The 19,058-nt window shown below is 53.3% G+C and carries 15 protein-coding genes and 1 tRNA gene; 9 read left to right on the top strand and 7 right to left on the bottom strand.

Translation table 11 applies throughout. The features are described from left to right. Nucleotides 1-1,179, top strand: a 1,179-nt coding sequence (locus tag JK176_RS09685; RefSeq protein WP_249194399.1) for a site-specific integrase, incomplete at its 5' end; no start/stop codon positions are given. Nucleotides 1,180-1,350: 171 nt separating this feature from the next. Here JK176_RS09685 and JK176_RS09680 read toward each other — a convergent pair. Continuing rightward, nucleotides 1,351-1,425: transfer RNA gene (locus tag JK176_RS09680), tRNA-Val, on the bottom strand. Between the two features lie 74 nt (nt 1,426-1,499). Here JK176_RS09680 and JK176_RS09675 point away from each other — a divergent pair. Beyond that, complete coding sequence (locus JK176_RS09675) at nt 1,500-2,336, top strand: N-formylglutamate amidohydrolase (protein WP_211587618.1); 837 nt, start codon at nt 1,500-1,502, stop codon at nt 2,334-2,336. Nucleotides 2,337-2,632: 296 nt separating this feature from the next. Continuing rightward, nucleotides 2,633-5,476 (top strand): hypothetical protein, encoded by a 2,844-nt coding sequence (locus JK176_RS09670; RefSeq protein ID WP_211587617.1) that lies wholly within the window; start codon nt 2,633-2,635, stop codon nt 5,474-5,476. Nucleotides 5,477-5,678: 202 nt separating this feature from the next. Here the strand turns inward: JK176_RS09670 and JK176_RS09665 are convergent, their stop codons facing one another. Together JK176_RS09665 and JK176_RS09660 are read right to left on the bottom strand one after the other, a co-directional pair. Further along, nucleotides 5,679-6,110 (bottom strand): aminotransferase class I/II-fold pyridoxal phosphate-dependent enzyme, encoded by a 432-nt coding sequence (locus tag JK176_RS09665; protein ID WP_211587616.1) that lies wholly within the window; start codon nt 6,108-6,110, stop codon nt 5,679-5,681. Beyond that, nucleotides 6,097-6,978 carry a GntR family transcriptional regulator gene (locus tag JK176_RS09660; RefSeq protein ID WP_211587615.1) on the bottom strand — a complete coding sequence of 294 codons (882 nt, stop codon included), beginning with the start codon at nt 6,976-6,978 and terminating at the stop codon, nt 6,097-6,099. The genes JK176_RS09665 and JK176_RS09660 overlap by 14 nt, the downstream gene beginning before the upstream one ends. A 200-nt stretch (nt 6,979-7,178) precedes the next feature. Between JK176_RS09660 and JK176_RS09655 the strand changes: the two genes are divergently transcribed. The 5 genes from JK176_RS09655 to JK176_RS09635 all read left to right on the top strand — a co-directional run bounded on the left by JK176_RS09655 (nt 7,179) and on the right by JK176_RS09635 (nt 13,935). Continuing rightward, nucleotides 7,179-9,431: a TonB-dependent receptor gene (locus JK176_RS09655; RefSeq protein ID WP_211587614.1), complete on the top strand. Its 2,253-nt coding sequence runs from the start codon at nt 7,179-7,181 to the stop codon at nt 9,429-9,431. Nucleotides 9,432-9,446: 15 nt separating this feature from the next. Further along, a complete protein-coding gene (locus JK176_RS09650) occupies nt 9,447-10,247 on the top strand; it encodes a deaminated glutathione amidase (protein WP_211587613.1) in 801 nt (266 codons plus the stop codon). Beyond that, nucleotides 10,244-11,530, top strand: coding sequence for an MFS transporter (locus tag JK176_RS09645; protein ID WP_211587612.1), 1,287 nt, complete (start codon nt 10,244-10,246; stop codon nt 11,528-11,530). Before JK176_RS09650 ends, JK176_RS09645 begins: the two co-directional genes overlap by 4 nt. Continuing rightward, on the top strand, nt 11,520-11,939 hold the full coding sequence (locus tag JK176_RS09640; protein ID WP_194263325.1) for a hypothetical protein: 420 nt from the start codon (nt 11,520-11,522) through the stop codon (nt 11,937-11,939). Before JK176_RS09645 ends, JK176_RS09640 begins: the two co-directional genes overlap by 11 nt. Nucleotides 11,940-12,363: 424 nt before the next feature. Continuing rightward, nucleotides 12,364-13,935, top strand: a complete 1,572-nt coding sequence (locus JK176_RS09635) for a TolC family protein (RefSeq protein WP_211587633.1) — start codon at nt 12,364-12,366, stop codon at nt 13,933-13,935. 126 nt (nt 13,936-14,061) lie between these two features. On the opposite strand, the gene JK176_RS09630 is transcribed toward JK176_RS09635, so the two are convergent. The 3 genes from JK176_RS09630 to JK176_RS09620 form a co-directional block, all read right to left on the bottom strand. After that, nucleotides 14,062-14,847, bottom strand: coding sequence for an SDR family NAD(P)-dependent oxidoreductase (locus tag JK176_RS09630; protein WP_211587611.1), 786 nt, complete (start codon nt 14,845-14,847; stop codon nt 14,062-14,064). A gap of 558 nt (nt 14,848-15,405) precedes the next feature. Then, the gene (locus JK176_RS09625; RefSeq protein ID WP_211587610.1) at nt 15,406-15,804 is read right to left on the bottom strand and encodes a VOC family protein; all 399 of its coding nucleotides are present in this window, start codon (nt 15,802-15,804) and stop codon (nt 15,406-15,408) included. A gap of 462 nt (nt 15,805-16,266) precedes the next feature. Continuing rightward, the gene (locus tag JK176_RS09620; RefSeq protein WP_211587609.1) at nt 16,267-17,028 is read right to left on the bottom strand and encodes an SDR family NAD(P)-dependent oxidoreductase; all 762 of its coding nucleotides are present in this window, start codon (nt 17,026-17,028) and stop codon (nt 16,267-16,269) included. 101 nt (nt 17,029-17,129) lie between these two features. Here JK176_RS09620 and JK176_RS09615 point away from each other — a divergent pair, with 101 nt between their 5' ends. Next, on the top strand, nt 17,130-18,029 hold the full coding sequence (locus JK176_RS09615; protein ID WP_211587608.1) for a LysR family transcriptional regulator: 900 nt from the start codon (nt 17,130-17,132) through the stop codon (nt 18,027-18,029). 106 nt (nt 18,030-18,135) lie between these two features. Here JK176_RS09615 and JK176_RS09610 read toward each other — a convergent pair whose 3' ends face one another. After that, nucleotides 18,136-18,963, bottom strand: coding sequence for an oxidoreductase (locus tag JK176_RS09610; RefSeq protein WP_211587607.1), 828 nt, complete (start codon nt 18,961-18,963; stop codon nt 18,136-18,138). Nucleotides 18,964-19,058 lie beyond the last annotated feature (95 nt).

The raw sequence follows: 19,058 nt of genomic DNA, 5'->3' as shown, positions 1-19,058 counted from the left end.
CGCTCATACATTCATGTCCGCAATCCACATCGCAGCAAGCGTCATCTTCTGCCTCAAAGAATGAGTCCTGAGCCTAGAATGCAAATCAAGGTCGTCAAACGATCATCATCCAACACGCTCTATCTCCGCGGCTCCCTCAACGGAAAGCGCATTTTTGAAAGCACAGGAACTTCTGACCCCCAAAGGGCAGAAGAATACCGGGCGAAACGCGAAGCCCAGCTATGGACGGAAAGCGTCTATGGCAAAAAGGCCGTCGTCACTTTCTCCCATGCCGTAGCGGCGTATGTTGAGGCCGAGCCGAGGTCTGATGCGACAAAGGCATACCTCTTGCGACTGCTTAATTACTTCGGAATGACGCGTCTGGCGGACATCAATCAGACTGCGCTTGATGAAGCGTACAAAGTGGTTTTGCGAGATGGTGCCCAAGCTAGTCCGGCCACGAAGGTCCGTTCAGTTTTAACGCCCCTTCGGTCGGTGCTGGAGTTTGCAGCGATCCGCCAATGGTGCGACCGGCCTGCGTTCGATAAGCCTCGCATTCCGGTTGGTCGAACGGTCTATCTCCGCCCGGAGCAAGTGAGGCGCCTGATCGACAATGCTGCGCCTCACCTGAAGCCGCTTCTGGTATTCTTGTTCGGCACGGGCGCACGCATGTCAGAGGCTCTTGAGCTTGACTGGGCCTGCGTGGATCTGAGAGGAGGGCGGGCCGTCGTTTGGCAGAAGCAAGGAAACGAGCGGCATATCGATCTGCCGCCACGCGTCTGTGCGTCGCTGGCTTCTCTGCCGAACCGGGATGGGCGCGTATTTCGTCCCGTTCGCGCGAGGAAATCAAGAAACGGGCAGGGCAGGGAGATCGGAGAGGCTTATTCTGGAAACGGCCGAACGAGTGGCGGCCAGATCAAGTCTGGATGGTCGGTGGCTTGCCGCAAAGCGGGTCTGCCAGGACACATGCGCGTCTGGACGCCCGTGGGGCAAGAGAAGCCGAAGAGCGTATTTGTGCCAGACGTCACTCCTCACGATGCCCGTCACACATGGGCAAGCTGGCAATACTGCCTGCACAAGGATCTGATGCGCCTTAAGGCTGACGGCGGATGGGGCAACATCACGACGGTCACGCGCTACGCCAAAGTGATGCCGGACGCCTATCGAGATGAAATTCTGGAATGGCTGGGGATCCAGTAGGATGCGATTCGCACGAGATCGCTGGCGCCGCAGCACCTGCACCAGTTTTGCACACATCATAATGTCGCTAAGCGCATTAATATGAACAAACTTGAACTGACGGGTTAAGATCGTTTGTCTGAAAATTCGGTACTAAGCGATTGATTTTGGGGATTTTTTCACCGGACCGAGTGGTGGGCGCAACAGGGATTGAACCTGTGACCCCTACCATGTCAAGGTAGTGCTCTACCGCTGAGCTATGCGCCCCCGGTCCGGTGAGGTGGCTTTTAACGGTGTCCGCTAAGCCTTGCAACCCCCTTTGAGGCGGAATATGGAAAATTATGAAAATTCCTTCGCCTCTAACGTCGTTCAAGGTAGATTATCCGCGGAATACTCCCACTCCTGTCGTGGTGTCTTCTCCGCATTCAGGGCGGTATTATCCTTCTGATTTTCTTAGCAGTGCATCCCTGTCTCTTTTTGAGCTCCAGCGGATTGAAGATCGCTTCATGGATCAGCTGCTGGAGGACGCCCCTGATTTCGGAGCGACTTTGCTGAGCGCAAACTTTTCCCGCGCCTGGTGCGATGTGAATAGAGACTGGCGCGAGGTAGATCCGGAGATGTTTGCTCCCACGCCTCCTGAAGACGAAGTTCTGTTAACCGCCAAAGTACAGGCTGGATTTGGAGTAATTCCGCGGTGTATTTCGCAGGGGTGCCAGATCTATCGACATCCCTTGCAACTTTCGGAATTAAGAAAAAGAATTGCTACAGCGTGGCTTCCTTACCATGAGGCTCTTGATACGATTTTGGAAGAAACACGTCTGCGCTTTGGATACGCAGTCCTTCTCGATATGCACTCGATGCCTAAATTACCTTATGCGCGTTCAGGCGATATTGTACTTGGTAACATACACGGGAAAAGTTGTAGTAAAGAAATAATAGATAAAATAGAAGATGAAATAAAATATAGTAATTATTCGATTCGTAGAAATTTTCCATATTCCGGAGGCTATATTACGCAGCATTATGGAAGACCGGAAGGAAAAATACATGCTGTTCAGATAGAAATCTGCCGCTCTCTTTATCTGAACAGCGCGACTCTTGAGCCGGGAAGCGGCTTTATGGAAACAAAGAAAAATATGCGGCGTTTTCTCGCCGCTATATCGGGCTGGACCTTGTAAATCCACAGCGGTCCCCCCTGTTCATCCCGTCTTGACGGATCATTTTTCTTGGTGCGCGCAGTTTGGTTTGGTTATCGCCATATTGCCGCTTCCAGGCTGTTTCCGTCGATGAAGCAAAGTGCGTTTCTCCACTGGAAACACTAAGCGCTGTCTGTACCGATGAGGCGGGTCGGTATGGGTCATTGTGGATTATCACCGGATCAAACTGGAGAGAGGTCAAGAATAGCCTCGTCGGGGACAGACGTCGTTTTTCTTGACCTCAAAACCCTCATAAAATTGAGTAATGGAGACTTGTGATGGTCCAGAATTTTACGCCACTCTGGGGATCCGCAACAGATACGCCAGATATGATCGGCTTGGTCAAATCACCTCAGATTGCCAGCGCGTTTGGTAACAAGGTCGATGCAGATGGCGGACAGTCCATCAACCAATCAATTCAGTCCGGTGCGCTTGATGCCCTCAGTACGCTCGATGGTGTGAGCGTTACGGATGTGCTGGCGGCCAGTAGTCGGGCGCAGGTGTCTTCGGTAATGCAGTTCAGGGCGCTTAAGACTGCACCTGTTGCGGTTACACTGACATCGTGGGACGGGACTGCCCAGACGCGAGGGGCTGCTGGAATTTTTCTTCTGGCATCTGATGGGCTTGTGGCGGATGGAGGTGTCGTCATTGCGACGGCGGGCGCCGGAACCTATCGCCGCGTTTTTCAGGGCGGGGTGGATCCGGCTTGGTACGGTGCAATCGGGGATGGCACCTCGCACCCGGCTTCAACGATGTTTGCCACACTGGCCGATCTGCAATCGGTTTTTCCCAAAGCTTATAGCCTGTCACAGGAAATGGACTGGCTGGCGATTCAGGCTGCCTCCCTCTCGGGATATGGTGTTTCCGGTCCAAAGCGGGCCTATATGATGTGCAACAGTGCGGTTGCCTCCGATGACAAACCTCTTGTCTGGATTCCGGGTACTACATTCGGGTCGTTCGGTGGATCAACTTTCGATTTCACGGCGTTGGAAACCGCCGCTGACAGCCAGGATTTTGTGACGAACGGTACGTTCTCCGATACAAGCGGTGCAGGTTGGTCTAACGCCACGATCTACCCGGCAATGCAGATCACAGATACAACCTTTACGACCGGTGCGGCTATATTTACCGATCCGGCTGCCCATGGAGCCTGGACCGGGACAGTCTCGGGCGGTGTTATGACCGTGACCGGGTTTTCAGGAAGTCCTGCGCTGGCTGTGGGTTCTGTGGTTTATGACATCGACAACACGCTCGCTTCAGGGACGACGATCACGAAACTGCTGACGGGGACGGGGGGCGACGGCACGTACCAGATCTCCGATGGCGCGGCGTCTATTACAACTGCGGTCGCCATGTCGAACTCCACCGGCCATTATGGGCAGTTTGGCCAAAAGCTCACGTTGCCGGCCGGAAATTATACGCTGGACGTCAAGTATGAGGTTACGCTCGGGGCATCTTATGCGAATGGAAACGGACAGCCGGGGAATGTCGGGGTTTCGTTCAGTGCGAACGGTCCGGGGTCTGGAAATAATCCCTGGAACAATTATGTATTCAAAGACACCGGCTGGGCAGATCCAGCAGTTGAAGGCGAGATTTCGTTTGCATTCAATGTAGCAGAAGCTGGTAGCGCGTGGCTGACCATTTCGGTTTCGGGTTATATTAATGTTCGCGTTACGAGCGTCTCCGTCAAGGCATTGCGGTGGAACTGCGCAGTTCTTTCGACACGTGATGGTGCCTTGGAGCACTATTCGAATAATGTCCTGATCGAAGGTCTTACGATCCTTGGGCCGACGGGTAATGCTGGTCTGACGGGCTTATTTTATAATTCATTTCAGAACACGGACGGCACGATCCACAACTTTAAGGATCTTTCCATACAAGGGTTCGGTGTTGGGATTGACTGGCGTAACGGGGCTTATCTCGCCGAATACTGGAACTGCTCCGTAACGTCCTCTGCGTTATATGCGGTCCAGTTCCTGGCGGGCAGCGTTAATGCGGGCGAAAATTTCCGCTGGTACGGCGGCAGTCTTGGAAATTCGACAGGAATTGTGTTCAATCCGGGCGGGGCTGAAATCACATTTTATGGAACGTCTCTGGATTATTCGGACCAGATCGTCATCCAGAACACCGGTCGCATCGAGATGCATGGCGTGCATTGCGAAATGTGGGGGCCTCAGACTGAGAACAAGCCGCTGTTTCATTGTACCGGAAGTGGATATCTGGGATGGTTTGGCGGGATGATCCTGCTGGCCGGAAATTCGGCGACCTATAAGACGCCACCGGTCTGGATGGAACAGAACCTTTCACAGATCTGTTTTTACGGGACCCAGCTTTACAACCTGACAAGTGCGGATGGTCGGGCAGCTTATGGCGCCGGGTCGATCAAAACGTTTAACATGCTGAATACCGGCAACCCCAATATCGGGACGTTTATCAACGGGACCTCCGATCGACTGGGACTGTCAGGAAAGTTTATTCCGCAGTCCAAGTCCGTATTGTGTCGGGATGGGATTGGACTGGCTGGCGGCCTGTACTCCGACGATGCCGATGCGGTCTCCCAATGGGTATCGGATGGCGCGTCAGTCGCCATGAGCACGGCCTATACCGTCAACGGCAATCCTGCCGCGCTGGCGGTCACGACCCAGGGTAACAGTCGGAACGACCGCGTCGTGCTCTGTATCCCGATCGATCGTTATCAGTCAGGTTTTTTCAATATCCAGTGCCTGTTTCCCTACGATCTGACACAGACTGGTAAGGTTCTTTCAACGAATTCGCAGTCAGCAGCCTACTCGGATGATGTCTTTCCTCTCTATGCGCGAGCGTTTTACGTGTCGATTGTGGGTTATGACAGCTTCGGGAGGCCGAACTTTGGTGCACGCGATCTGTTCGCGGGTGAAGCGGATTTCAGAATTCCAAAGCAGGGTTGCACCCAGTGGATGGAAGCTGGTTTTGCGTGTGCTTATTTGGGGCTGCCATCGGCAGGTTCAGGCGAAAATGATATCTCGCTTGCAGGTGCGGGGGGCGCTCCGTCCTTTGCGACACATATCGCTATTGTTCTGGACAGCGAAAGTCTGCCTGCGACGACATATTACATTGGCGAATTCGGGGGTTCCGTCTTCTGATTTTTTTTGTTACAAAACCGAGATGAGCTTAAAAAAGTGACTACTTTAGAGACTTCATATTTTCCGCCTTTCTGAAGTTCAGTCCGGGTCGGAGGCAGGGAGCGATCAATCGTATCGTCCTCTTTGTCGACGACCCGGCATAGGGCGGCTCATAGGATCACGTTTCCACTGAAATAATATCATTCTACAAACAGCCAACTCATCACACTGGTTTCAGATCGCTTTGTTCAGCGGGAGACGTCGTTTTTCTCGCGGCTTGCTGTATGGCAGCCGCGATGCGTTCGAAATCGCCGGAGAGGTGAGAAATCGAGAAGCGGATATGAGAGGGTGCCAATAAGGAACATTGGTGGCCAGCCGAAACCCGGATGTTTTGCGAAGCAAGAGAAGCACAGGCGGCCTCATCATTCAGAACAGGAATCCAGAAACTGAAACCTTCTCCGGTAGGGATGTCGATGCCATTGTGGCGGAGAGCAGAGGTCATTTCATGGCGTTGTTCCTGATGATGGCGATAGTTTCCGTGGATGGTTTGGTGAGTTTTCTCATTCTCCAGAAGTCGGGCGGCGACAGTCTGCAACAGACGACTGGTCCAGACGGGACCAAAGCTGCGATAGGCTTGGATTTCACGAATAATCATGGATGACGCGTGGACCAAGCCATACTCCAATGCTTTCTGCCAGCACGTCCGAAAACCACGGAAAAGCGTCGTCTTCGATGATCCATGTCGAGGGAGATGTTCTGAGGATCTGGGCAAGTTCGTGCAGGCGCGCGCGCGACATACGCTGACCTGTAATAGCATTGATATTGGGCTGCAGATATAGTGCCGTCGGATTTCTAGCCAGAGCCTGTGCCAACGATGCGGGGAGAATGCCGTCGGTATCACTTTGCAGCGGGAGGATCGAGGTACTCAGGTAATCAAGAATATCGAGAATTCGCATGGGAGCAGGATCCTGAACCGCCACAGTGGATCCTGGAGGAATGAGCGCCTGCATGGTGTCGAACAAAGCGCTGTAGGCACCATTGGTCGCCATGAAATCCTCGGCCGGATAGGGCCAGTGCGCGGCACAGATCGCGCGAAGAGCCGGAGAAATCGTTTCGTCGTTATAAGTATTAAGGTTGGGAATAGAGGTCAGTGCCTCGAACGCATCGGAGAGATGGGGCAGGCGGCCAGGATCTGGCGTATAGGACGTCAGATTGAGGCTGACATTTTCAGAGCTGAGACTTGCCGTGCGCCTGACAGGGCGGGGCGAGAGAAACATATTGCACACATGCATTCCGCGTCGGCCACGCCCGGCAATAATTCCCCTTTTCCGCAGGTCGGTCCAAGCGATGGAGACGGTAGCGGGACTGATACCCAGACCGAAAGCCAGATCCCGGATTGAGGGCAGACGTGTCCCCACCGGCAGTGTTCCACTCTGTATCAGGGCGGAAATCTGCCGTGCGAGACCCCGGGCAGAGCGGTCATGCAGGCGGTTTACAAACCATTCTTGATTAAACTCTTCCATATCGTGATTCCAACAAATAAATGTCCAATAACGTAATATCATTTGCGCCAGAGGAGTGAAGACCCCTTAATCATTTCGTTGCCGACCCTTTTTAGAACACGGATCGAAACGACATGATGAGCATGCCTCCTTCATTCAGGCAGAGACGCCCCCTTTCGGCCGGAGCAGTTTTTCTCTGCGGAACCGCATGTCTCATTTACATGCCGACAGCGTTGGCGGAGACGGCGATCCCGCATACGAAGCGCTTCAAAGCCCATCTTGCGGGCAAAGCTGCTCCACTGGTAGTGCCAAAGAAAAGAACTGCGGTGCAGGCATCTCAGGCCGAAAGCCTTCAGGTGCAGGGACAGCATTTTTTTGCATTTGCCCAAGCGCAGCGTCAGCCTGATTCCAATACACGGATTTCGGCTCAAACCCTGCTGGAGCGCCGGGTTGTGTCCGTGACCGATCTTCAGAATTTGGCACCCAATCTCACGGTACAATCTCTGAAGGGGACGCAGAGCATCAACTATCATCTGCGGGGCGTTGGGATGGATGATTATTATGAGAACAACGTCTCATCCGTCATGGTTTATCTTGATGGAATAGCTTATCCGTTTTCGTCCATGACGGATGGCATGATGTTCGATATCGCAAATGTGGATATTGCGCCGGGCCCGATGGGCTTTACTCATGGCATGCCAGACACGGGTGGTGAGGTCTCGCTACAGTCGAATGATCCCACGTCTGACTGGCACGGGAATATTACCCAGGATATCGCCAGTTATGCGCGTTCGCGGACAAGTGGCTTTGTTTCCGGTCCTCTCGCCAAGAATCTATCGTTCAGAGTTGCAGCACAGACAACACAAGGCGGGGGATGGCAGTATAACCCGTTGAATGGGGCGCATCTCGGCGACCAGAACCAGACCTCGCTTCGCGCCAAACTGAAATGGACCCCTGACGATAAGACGGTCATTGCCTTGGGAGGACACTGGACACGGGATCTGTCTGAACTGGTCAATGGCAATCCGGTTATCAACCTTGCGCCAGCGTGGCAGAAATATCCGAAATTCTCCGGCTACCGCCAGACGGCCTGGGGAATTCAGCCCGGTTTTGCGAAACTTGTTGGGCGTCCCGAGAGTCTGAAACCGTCTGAAGATAACATTTTCTGGGGTGCGGATTTCCGGATCAGCCGGGAATTGGGTTTTGCACGTCTGGAATCCATTTCGGCGTTCGAAACAGAGCGTCAGGGCGAATACTCGGATGAGGATGGTACAGAACTTGCGACTGGCGACGTTTATCGAAATGTGAATGGCGACGTCTTTTCGCAGGAACTGAAACTGGTTTCCACCTTACCAGGAAAACTGCACTGGACAGTAGGCACCTATTACAATCGCTCCCGCATGCAACAGCAGTTTTATAACAATTTTAGCGATTATCAGGGGCGCGGATATATTTCAGAAAGTGCGTACGATCAGAACCAGCAGGCGTTTTCGCAGTATGTGAACGTGAACTACGATCTTACGAAAATCATTACGGTGTTTGGTGGCCTGAACCACATGTCAGACGACCGCCAGCTTCTGAATTTCAAAACGATCAAATACGGTGTGAACACTTTAGACTTCGCCCCTGAAGGGGCGCTAACGAACCAACTGGGTGGGTTACTTGGGATCCAGGCACAGCTGACAGAACATCTGCAAACCTATTTCAAGGTCAGCAAGGGGTTCAAGCCCGGTGGGTTTGCTGCCAACAACACGGTTGCGCAGGCGCAGCTTAAGGCGTTCAAGCCAGAATCCCTCGTGGCTTATGAAGTGGGTTTCAAAAGTGAACCCCTGCCAGGAAAATTGCGCCTCAACGGTGCAGCATTCTATTATGACTACCATAATCAGCAGGTCGTTTCGAGTTTCTTGCTGAACAATTACGGTCCGCTGGGGACGTATGTGAATGTTCCCCATTCGGCAATCTGGGGTATTGAACTCAGTGCCGAGGCGCATCCGGTATCCCACATCTATATCAATGGTAACATGGGATATGAGCGCGGTTCCTACACGTCCTTTTATGCGCTCAATACACCAGCCGTGAACGCCAACCGGGTCGCAACCGGAGTTTATAAGGCGTTTTATACGGATTATCGCGGCGCTGATCTCGGGATTCCGAAACTGACGCTGAGTGGCAGCATCGCCTATCGCGCTAATCTGCCCTACGGCCTGTCTACGGATCTGGGCGTAAATGGTAATTACCGGGATTCACAGGCGATGACGATCGGCGGGACGGGTGCCTACAGACTTCCGCCATATTTCCTGATGGGGACATATGCCACCATCGGGAACAAGAAACAGGGCTGGAATGCCACGATCTACGTCACGAATCTTCTCGACCGGCACTACAGCATCACGTCGTCATCGCAGAGCACGACATATCAGCATGTACCCGGAGCACCGCGTTTTATTGGCGGCCGTCTGAGTTACGGTTTTTAAGAGGGGACTGTGATCATGAAAGTCGCATTGGGACAATTTGCAGTGGCTGCGGACTGGGAAACCAATCAGAAGCAGTGTCTGGAACTGATCAGACGTTCAAAAACGGAAGGCGCCGACCTCCTGCTTCTGCCTGAGGGTATTCTGGCCCGCGATATCAACGATCCGGAAATCATGCCTCGGACCGCCCAGCCCCTTGATGGGCCCTTCATGGAAGGGGTGAAACAGGCAAGCTACGGAATCGCCGTAGCAGGATGCGTGAATGTTCCGGACGGGCAGGGACGTTTTTTCAATACGCATTTCGTTATGAAGGATGGTGCCTTTATTGCGCTGTATCGCAAGCTGCATCTTTACGATGCCTTTAACATGAAAGAGTCCCAAAGAACGTCTCCCGGCGTGGATCTGCCACCGGTTCTGGAAATTGCTGGAATGCGGGTGGGTCTGATGACCTGCTACGATGTCCGCTTCCCCGAGTTGGCCCGCCACTTGGTGCTGGAAGGTGCAGAGGTTCTCCTCCTACCGGCTGCCTGGGTGTGGGGGCCATCCAAGGAGCGTCACTGGGAAGTCATGGCCGTAGCGAGGGCGCTTGAAAATACCTGTTATGTCGTAGCTGTTGGAGAATGTGGTCCGCGCAATATTGGCGCCAGTATGGTGGTAGATCCGCTTGGTGTTGTAACACTGGCTTTGGGTGAGGAACCAGCGCTTGGTTTTGCGACATTGCACCGGGAGCGCATTGCTCATGCGCGTCGTATCCTGCCCGTTTTAGAGAACCTGCGGTTTACGGCGCCTGTACTGGCGCCCGTTTCGGCCGACGCATGACTTCAGAACTGACGTCCAAGCGAGATGGTCTGCGTCCCTGGTTGGCGTTGGTTGGTCTTGTGGTTCCGGTCAACCTGATGATGGCACTCGACAAGAACAGCTTCGCGCTCGCTGCTCCGCGTATCGGACAGACGTTGGGGCTTGATTATGTCCATATTTCTCTGGTGATTTCCGCTCTGTCCTGGAGCTATGCGGTCATGCAACTGCCTAGCGGATGGCTGGTACACCGGCTGGGGCCGCGCCGCGCGCTGGGGATGGCATGTCTGTTGTGGTCCGTAACAACGATGCTTATGCCGCTCTCAGCCGGTTTTGTATCTTTTCTGGTGCTACGCATGGCGATGGGGGCATTCCAGGCGCCGGACTGGAGCGCGAGTGTTGTGGCGGTGCATGACTGGTTTGCTCCTGAGCGGCGATCACGTGGCAATGCCGTATTACTTGGTGCCCTGTATCTGGGGTCCACTCTCGCCGGCCCCCTGACGACCGAAACGACGCTGATGTTCGGCTGGCAGCGGTGCCTGTTCGTTTTCGGATGCTTTGGCGCAGTCCTGAGCGTCGTGTGGCTGTTGCTGTTTCGCGATGGTCCGTACCGTCATCGGGAAGACACGCCAGCACTCCTTCCCGACAAACATATTGTATATCAACTTGCCACATCAGGAGGCTTCTGGGCTATCGGCGGCTTTTATTTGTGCATGCTGGCAGTTCAGTCCTTTTATCATGTGACATTACCTCAATATCTTCTCTCGGCACGTCATCTGTCTTACCGGGAGATGGGCTGGGTATTTAGTTTGCCCTGGTTCTGTCTTTACGGTTCGGTTGTCACCAGTGGCTTTGTCAGCGATCGGATCTATGCGCGAACAGGATCGGTTTTTCAGGCCAGGGTGCTGTTTGGTGCTGCAGGAGCCGTAACAAGTGCGCTGTCTTTGGAAGCTGCGGCCCTCTGTCACGGGACTATCGCCTCGGTAGTGTTGCTTTGCGCCGCGTTGGCAGGTCTTGGTCCGTGTCAGGTGTCGATCTGGACTCTGGCACAGGAACTGACCCGTCATCATGCTGCCGTGGTCGTTGGGTGGGCTGGATTCTGCGGGAATCTCGCTGCGGGTGTTGTGCCAGTTCTGACGGCTCATCTTCTTAAAACTGGGCTGAGCTGGCCCAATGCATTGCTTTTACCGTGTCTACTCGGTGTGCTCGGAGCAGTGTGCTGTCTGCTGACAGGATATTTCGGGCAGATCGATGAATGCCAGAATACATCTTCAAGTAATACTTCACGGGAATCGTATGATGTCTGAAATTTTCAATGGTGTATGGATGATTGAAAATGCCTCTTCTTCATGGAGCGATGGAAAATTTCCTCCTGATATGAGCTTACGCCTTTGGCTCAATTTTCAAGACGGGCGGCTGATTTATCACTCGGAAAACGATACTGACAAAAGCCAGCCTGTCAAAACGCTCGACTATGATACGCCCCTGACCGGAGAAAGCAGCCCATTGCGGGGGAGTGTGCGGTTTGACAGTGTACGTGTTCGCCAGATCTCGGAACGGGAATTCGAAATTTTGGAGATGCTTGGGGACGACGTTGTCGTAGCTGCCTATTGGCGTTTTTCAGACGATGCAAAAAATCTCTGGCGCTGGGGCGTCGGAAAATCTCCGGAAGGGCGCTCTCGATCTTATGAAGAACTGTTCATCCGCCAGAATTAAGCTTTATCGATTGGAGGAAAGATCGCATTTCCCAAAACTATGAAAGCATGCCAGAAAAGCAATTTCATAAGGGTTTGTGGCGCCCGGTAGGCGCGAAAGCGCAAGGATAGTATCAGAGAGCATGAAAAAACAATCTCCCCACGGATATTGCATATCTAATGCCGCTGCAAACGCAGAGTAAAAAGTCATTATCCAGAACCATCCATCAATCCAGTATACCCTAAAATCAGGGACCAAAGACACAATCAACGCTTCTTTAATCTCTTTGATTCAGAATCTTGAAAATTCTGTTATGTTATGAAAATCAAGTGTTTCTCATAAAGGTAATGCATTCACAGCTTCAAAAAGAAGATTTCGGAAAATTAATAAATATTATAGATAAATCGAAAAATAAAATATTTATGAATATGGAGACATCGAATTGATAAAACGCAAAAGAGGGACGTTTTTAATAGCTTCATTAACAATTGTTTTATCAGGATGCGCGACGTCAGAATTGGATACAGCACCCTCCGGTCCTGATCATCCATGGACCCCTAATGTCACGTCTGGAGGGGTCATTATTCCTGGAAAAGAGAAAAGGATCTCCGCTTTATCTCTACCTGGAAAATATATCCTTCCTTCCAATCCAAACGCGGCTATTGAGGGGAGTGCGCCATTAATCAATAACCAGAAAAAAACTCCCTATAATTTAGCGGAATTAATTGATATTTCGCAGTCTTCTAATCCTCAAACGAGGAAAGCATGGAATACCGCACGGGATGCTGCGCTGGCCGTTGGCATCATCAAGAGTACCTATCTTCCAACGTTGACGGCGACTGTTGTAGGAGGTTGGTCTCGGGCAAGAAGTCAGACTACAGAAGCCTCTCTGAATGCGGATGACTATGGATCCATCGGCATTAACGGCACCCCGAGGCGGGGAAGCTCAGGTACAGCTGAAGTACAAACTGTAGGCTTGCGCTGGTTGCTGTTTGACTTTGGTCGAAGAGAGGCATTGATTGGCGCCGCACGCCAAGCCCAGCTGGCCACAAATGTTTTATTCACAGGTGTACATCAAAAAATAATTTATAGTGTTACCACTGCCTTCTATACGCATGCAGCGGCATCCACCCGGGCGCAACTCTTGCAAACTGCTCTCGAAAACGCAGAGCATGTGCAGGCTGCAGCCGAAGCGAGACTGAAGCAGGGGCAGGGAACAATTATGGATGTCACTCAAGCACGGCAGGTTACGGCACAGGTTAATCTCCGTCTTGTGCAAGCTCAAGGTGAAGAACAGAATACCTATCTGGCGTTACTTAATAATATGGGTGTTTCAACAAACTCACACCTCGATCTTGAAGACGTATCGGGTCGTCCTTTATCGTTAGAAGACGTTCGTTTGAGCGATGAAGTGGTTAAGGCCGCGGTTGGACGTCGTCCTGATGTATTGGCTGCTTATGCTGCAACACGTTCTGCCAAAAGCCGAATTTCTGCAGCGCGAGCGGCATTTCTTCCAAGTATTTTTATGACCGGCAATGTGGCATATTCAACGGGAAGAACGAGCCTGACCTCCATCCCGAGTGCCAGCGATAGTGTTTCTCCTACTCTTAATCTTTCAGGAAATCGCTTTAGCACTTTAATTCTTGGCGGTATTAGCGTGCCTATTTTTGACGGCGGTCTGCGCTCTGCCATTGTCAAACGTGCACAAGACCAAGAAGATAGTGCAGAGGCCACTCTTCAGCAGACAGTTAATGGCGCAGTCCAGCAGATCGTTTTGGCGGAAAATGCTCTTCATACCAGCCTTCAGGCCTACGAAGCAGCCTCTAAACTCCGCGTGGCATCGCAAACGAATTTCGATGCAGCTTTATTGTCGTATCGCGCAGGGACAGGATCTGTGACGCAAGCGGAGTTAGCGCAAAATGGACTTCTTGATGCCAATATCAGTCGTTCAGACGCTTATTATGCGGCTCTGATTGCAGCTGCGGGGCTGGCTTTTGGAACAGGCTCGCTGGGCTAGCTCATGTTGACAAAACATCCGACCTAGAGCGCATTCCTGATTGTCTCCATCTGCAGATATGTGTCCGTGCCTTCGAGCGCACTCCGACGAAAGGACGCTGGAAGCCGCCTGAAGGCACTTTAGGCTTTATGACATGGGGAATGGTGGCTGGCCGTTTGATGCGGTCACGCCGCCATCCACGGGCATGATGAGACCTGTGATGTAGGACGCGTCGGCGCTCGCTAAAAATGTAATGGCGGCGGCCATATCTTCTGGTTCTCCCAAGCGCTGTAATGGCACCCGATCTTCCACACTTTTGACGAATCCCTTGTCCTTAACCGCTTCTGCCGTCATGGCCGTACGTGTGACGGAGGGACAGATTGCGTTGACGCGCACACCCTTTTTGCCGTGGTCCATGGCCATGACGCGGGTCAGGTTCACCACGCCTCCTTTTGCGACATCATAATACGCCGTATTCCAATCTCCTCGCATGCCAGAAACCGAAGCGGTGTTGACGATGTTGCCTTTCGCTTTGATCAGCATAGGGAGAAATGTACGGCTAACGTTGAGAGTGCCGGTGAGGGTTGTCGCGCAGACGGTGCTCCAGGTTGCCAAATCGCAATCCAGAACGGTGCCCATAGCAGTCACTCCAGCGTTATTCACCAGAACGTCAAGTGTTCCAAACTGCTTCTCGACAAATTTATAGAGATCCTCAACCTGTTCCGGAGCAGAAATATCCGTCAGGGATGGCACGGCATATTTTGGGTCCAGCACCTTTGTAACGTCATCAAGCTTTGCCTTGTCCCGATCAACGAGGATGACATGAGCGCCCTCGTCAAGAAACCGAAGCGCTGTGGCGTGGCCAATCCCTGAGGCCGCGCCCGTCACGAGAACCTTCTTATCCTTGAAACGCGATAATCCGTGAATAGACATGAATGCTTTCCCTGCACAGTTCAGGAGATAAAGCGCTGTCGTCCCGGATGGTTGCCACAATAAGACACTCGGCCTGCCTGACGACAAACCGTCATCCATCGTGGAGATGTGGTGTTGGCCATTGTCATTCTGACATCGTGCATTACCGTCGCTGCGTGTGTAGGGCTAATGCATGGTGTGGTGGCTGTCATTCGAGCACTGCGCTGGATCATCGCACACGCTTCCTTGTCGTTGGCTGGGCAGGGAGGGTATCGCTTACCTACACCGCAATCCGCTTCTTCAGTCGATCAATTCCACGTTTTCGGCAATCAATATACCTTCCAGCAGCCCCGTCACGCTTTCAGAATGATGATAGCTCTGCGCGTCTTTATTCGCCATGCGAGGCCGCGCATTTTTGCTGCAGTCGCTGCATAGCATCGGGCGACATTGGTGCAACCACCATGGCCCTGTAGCTCATGCAAGCAACCGTTTCCTGCTCTGGAGGCTGACTAGATCCGCCAGAACAGGCATTCAGAACGAAAGCCAGAGAGGCTATAGCGAACAGGCGCAAAACACTTCTCAAACCTGATAAAGTTCCAGAGGAAGACCGTCTGGGTCTGAGAAAAAAGTGAAAAGGCGGCCTGTATACGGATCTGTTCGAACAGGCTCCAATTCCACACCATGACGCTCAAGATGCTGCACCACTGCAGAGATGTCCTGAACACGAAAAGCCAAGTGTCGTAGGCCACAAGCTTCTGGCCGCGATATCCGAGGCGGAGCCGCCGGAAAGGAAAAGAGTTCGATTTGCGCGTCACCAACCTTGAGGTCGCACTTCCAGGAGTCGCGTTCGGCACGAAAATTTTCAGCGAGGACGGGAAAGCCCAGCACGTCAACGTAGAAATGTCGGGAACGCTGATAATCGGACGCTATGATCGCAACATGGTGGAAACCTAAGATGCCTCCTGAAGTCTGCTCCATTTGGTCTGTCCTCCACACAACATGATCAGATCAGTAGTAATGCCACGATCTTTCCATATCTACCATTTAGGCGGCAGTTTACCGGTCCGTGCTCTTCCGTCTAGATCGCGGAGGCCGATGTCACACCTGTCCAGCAAGAAGTCTGAGGACGGGCCGTAATCTCGCCTGCGAAAGCGTATTGATTAGCGGCCGAGTACATCACAAGCTTGGGGCATAGCACATAGTGCAAGTGGTGAAGGCAAGAAGCTGATAAATTCTGCTCACGCCTTCACCTCGGACATACAGGAAACTCACAGTGTTTTCTGCAAGCGCTCACTCGTTGCCAGTCACTATATTGTGGCTCACCCATAAATGCTCCGACTACGGGAATTCCTACAATGCAGCAACGACCACAATATCGAGAAGCATTTGCTCAGCCTATTATCAGTTGATGGCAGACGCCCTCAATCTGGCTGTTCGCACTCAGATAGCCTGGCCGCCGGAAACCTCGATCCGCTGTGCATTGACCCAACGATTGTCTTCGGACAGCAGCGAGGCAATCATCGGGCCGATATCATTCGGCACTCCAGGACGTCCAAGCGCAGTTGCTTCCGCGATATGCCGGGCCACCTCCGGATTGTCCCGTACTACACCGCCTGAAAAATCCGTCTGGATAGCGCCCGGGGCAACTGTATTGACGGCAATACGGCGTGGGCCGAGTTCCTTGGCCATGTAACGTGTCATAACTTCCACCGCCCCTTTCATAGAGGCGTAGGCGATCCGGCCAGGGTAAGAGAAACGGGTCAGCCCGGAAGAGATGTTCACAATCCGACCGCCATCCGCGATCAATGGCAGTAGCGCCTGCGTTAGGAAGAGAGGACCTTTCACGTGAACACGATAAGCGGCGTCAAGATCCTCCTCCGTCACCTCGCCGAACAGACCGTTATGCGACGTCCCTGCCATGTTGATGAGGTAGTCGAAACACTCAGCCCCCCAGTCACCCAACACGCGTTGAATCTCATTGGCAAAAGCCGGAAACGTATGAGCGTCGCCTGTATCGAGTTGTAAGGCCACAGCGCGAACCCCGTTGCGTTCTACGCTGGCGACAACCGTGTCAGCAGCAGCCTTGTTGGCGTGGTAAGTGAAGATCGACGAAACACCACGTCGGGCCAGCGCCTCGACCGTCGAACGCCCGAGGCCTCGGCTTCCGCCGGTGACGAGGGCAATTGTTTTGACTTCAGGCATGGGACTCTCCGTTTGGTGGGAGCCCCATATTGCTCATCCTATCGACCGTTCGATAAGATCGTCCTTTCCGAAAGCATTGTTTTGCATCATGAAACAATCTCATGGACAGGCTTGCCACGCTCGATCTTTTTATCCGTATTGTTGATCGCGGCAGTTTCAGTGCTGCGGCATCCGCCTGTGGTGTTTCGCGGCCGGTCGCGACTGCTGCGATCAAGACGCTGGAGAGCAGGCTTGGCACCCGATTGCTGCAACGTTCGACCCGACACGTCAGGCCCACGGTGGAAGGAACTGCCTATTACCGGCGCTGCATTGCGATCTTGGCCGATCTCGAGGGCGCGGATCGTGAAGCGGCTGGCACTGTTTCTGGGATTTTGCGCGTAGACGTCGTCGGCTACCTCGCGCGCACCATCCTGTTACCTGCGCTACCCGAATTCCTCGCGCGTCATCCTACCCTGACGGTCCATCTCGGGGAGGGCGAACGGTTTGTCGATCTGGTCCGGGAAGGCGTGGATTGCGTCGTGCGGGCCGGCGCTCTTGCCGATAGCGACATGGTGGCCCGCCCCCTGGGGGTGATGGAAGAAGTCACCGTAGCCAGCCCGGACTATCTGGAGCGGCATGGAATGCCCACGACACCGGAGGACCTTCAAGGCCATCAGATGATCGGTTTCGTATCGTCGCGCACCGGCCAGCCCCTGCCGCTGGAGTTCATGCGCGGAGAGGAAGTGATCGAGGTGATGCTGCCGACGCAGTTGTTGGTTAGTGGCGCTGAAACCAGTGCCGCGGCCGCGCGGCAAGGCTTCGGCCTTGTGCAGGCACCACGTTACCGCTTCATTGATGATCTCGCGAATGGCAGGTTGATTGAAGTTTTGCCCGACTTTCCCCCGACACCCACACCGCTCTCGGTGCTCTATCCGAGCAACAAACAGCTTTCTCCGCGTGTGCGTGTCTTCGTTGACTGGTTGGTGGAAATTATCGGCTCGGGGCTCCTTCCGAGCAGGTGAGGTGTGCCGCGAGAAGCCCCGCATTGACAGAAGCAAACCCGTTGTTTTCGAGTAATATTATGGCGGTTCGCTTCTCGGAAACATCAAGCACTGCTCTCCAAAGAGATCAGCCGTCTGTCGATAGGGTTAACTCTCCCCAGTCCGCAATTTCCTTTTCCAGACGAGAGAGACGGTCACGAACCAGTTGCAGAGCATCACCCCCCAAAAGGAGTTGAGGTGGAGGCGTGTCCGACGCGATGAGTTGAAGCACTGCTGCGGCGAGTTTCGCTGGATCGCCCAATTGTCTGCCGTTCTTCTCGTGTCGAGCGGCCCGGATAGGGTCGAACAGAGTATCATAGTCCTCGATCGAGCGCTCAGTCCGCACCATCGAACGCCCGGCCCAGTCTGTGCGGAATGATCCGGGGCACAGTGCGGTGACATGAACGCCAAACGGCGCCATTTCCGCGCGCATGACCTCTGAAATCCCCTGTAAAGCGAATTTGCTACCACAGTAAGACGCCAAGCCCGGCATGGTGATGAGACCACCCATCGATGTCACGTTCACGATATAGCCGCCACGGCGTTTGCGAAAGCGCGGCAGGAAGGCTTTGGCGACTGCAATGGCTCCGAAAACATTCACGTCGAACTGGTGCCGAATTTCCTCTAAAGGGGATTCCTCCAGAATACCTTCATGACCATACCCGGCATTGTTGATGAGCACGTCGATCGGACCGTGATCTTCTTCTGCCTGTGCGACAATGGCGGGAATACGATCGAACTCGGTGACGTCACACTGGACCACGTGAACATCCGGGAGTTGCTCCAGTAACGATGCTCTTGCGGTTGGCGAGCGGACTGTACCAATCACCCGATGACCGGCTTCAAGGGCAGCCCGGGCGATGGCCAACCCGAAGCCTGAATTTGCGCCTGTGATGAAAAAAGTCTGCTTTGTCATGGCGCTGCTCTGTCTGGTTGCATTCACTTCTTGACCAATAATATTGAACCGGCGCGTTATCTATTGCAGTTCCTCTAATATTCTTGCCTGATCCT

It is taken from the genome of Gluconobacter sp. Dm-73 (assembly GCF_018256215.1).
Classification (GTDB): Bacteria; Pseudomonadota; Alphaproteobacteria; order Acetobacterales; family Acetobacteraceae; genus Gluconobacter; species Gluconobacter cadivus.
The sequence above is the reverse complement of the archived record's forward strand: the minus strand, read 5'-3'. Positions and strand labels throughout refer to the sequence as shown.

Excerpts from the sequence above, each read along its gene's own strand:
- JK176_RS09670 (WP_211587617.1), top strand. The coding sequence starts at position 2,633 with ATGGTCCAGAATTTTACGCCACTCTGGGGATCCGCAACAGATACGCCA.
- JK176_RS09620 (WP_211587609.1), bottom strand. The coding sequence starts at position 17,028 with ATGCCTGAAGTCAAAACAATTGCCCTCGTCACCGGCGGAAGCCGAGGC.
- JK176_RS09675 (WP_211587618.1), top strand. The coding sequence starts at position 1,500 with ATGAAAATTCCTTCGCCTCTAACGTCGTTCAAGGTAGATTATCCGCGG.
- JK176_RS09665 (WP_211587616.1), bottom strand. The coding sequence starts at position 6,110 with ATGATTATTCGTGAAATCCAAGCCTATCGCAGCTTTGGTCCCGTCTGG.
- JK176_RS09640 (WP_194263325.1), top strand. The coding sequence starts at position 11,520 with ATGATGTCTGAAATTTTCAATGGTGTATGGATGATTGAAAATGCCTCT.
- JK176_RS09650 (WP_211587613.1), top strand. The coding sequence starts at position 9,447 with ATGAAAGTCGCATTGGGACAATTTGCAGTGGCTGCGGACTGGGAAACC.
- JK176_RS09610 (WP_211587607.1), bottom strand. The coding sequence starts at position 18,963 with ATGACAAAGCAGACTTTTTTCATCACAGGCGCAAATTCAGGCTTCGGG.
- JK176_RS09630 (WP_211587611.1), bottom strand. The coding sequence starts at position 14,847 with ATGTCTATTCACGGATTATCGCGTTTCAAGGATAAGAAGGTTCTCGTG.
- JK176_RS09655 (WP_211587614.1), top strand. The coding sequence starts at position 7,179 with ATGCCGACAGCGTTGGCGGAGACGGCGATCCCGCATACGAAGCGCTTC.
- JK176_RS09625 (WP_211587610.1), bottom strand. The coding sequence starts at position 15,804 with ATGGAGCAGACTTCAGGAGGCATCTTAGGTTTCCACCATGTTGCGATC.
- JK176_RS09660 (WP_211587615.1), bottom strand. The coding sequence starts at position 6,978 with ATGGAAGAGTTTAATCAAGAATGGTTTGTAAACCGCCTGCATGACCGC.
- JK176_RS09615 (WP_211587608.1), top strand. The coding sequence starts at position 17,130 with ATGGACAGGCTTGCCACGCTCGATCTTTTTATCCGTATTGTTGATCGC.
- JK176_RS09645 (WP_211587612.1), top strand. The coding sequence starts at position 10,244 with ATGACTTCAGAACTGACGTCCAAGCGAGATGGTCTGCGTCCCTGGTTG.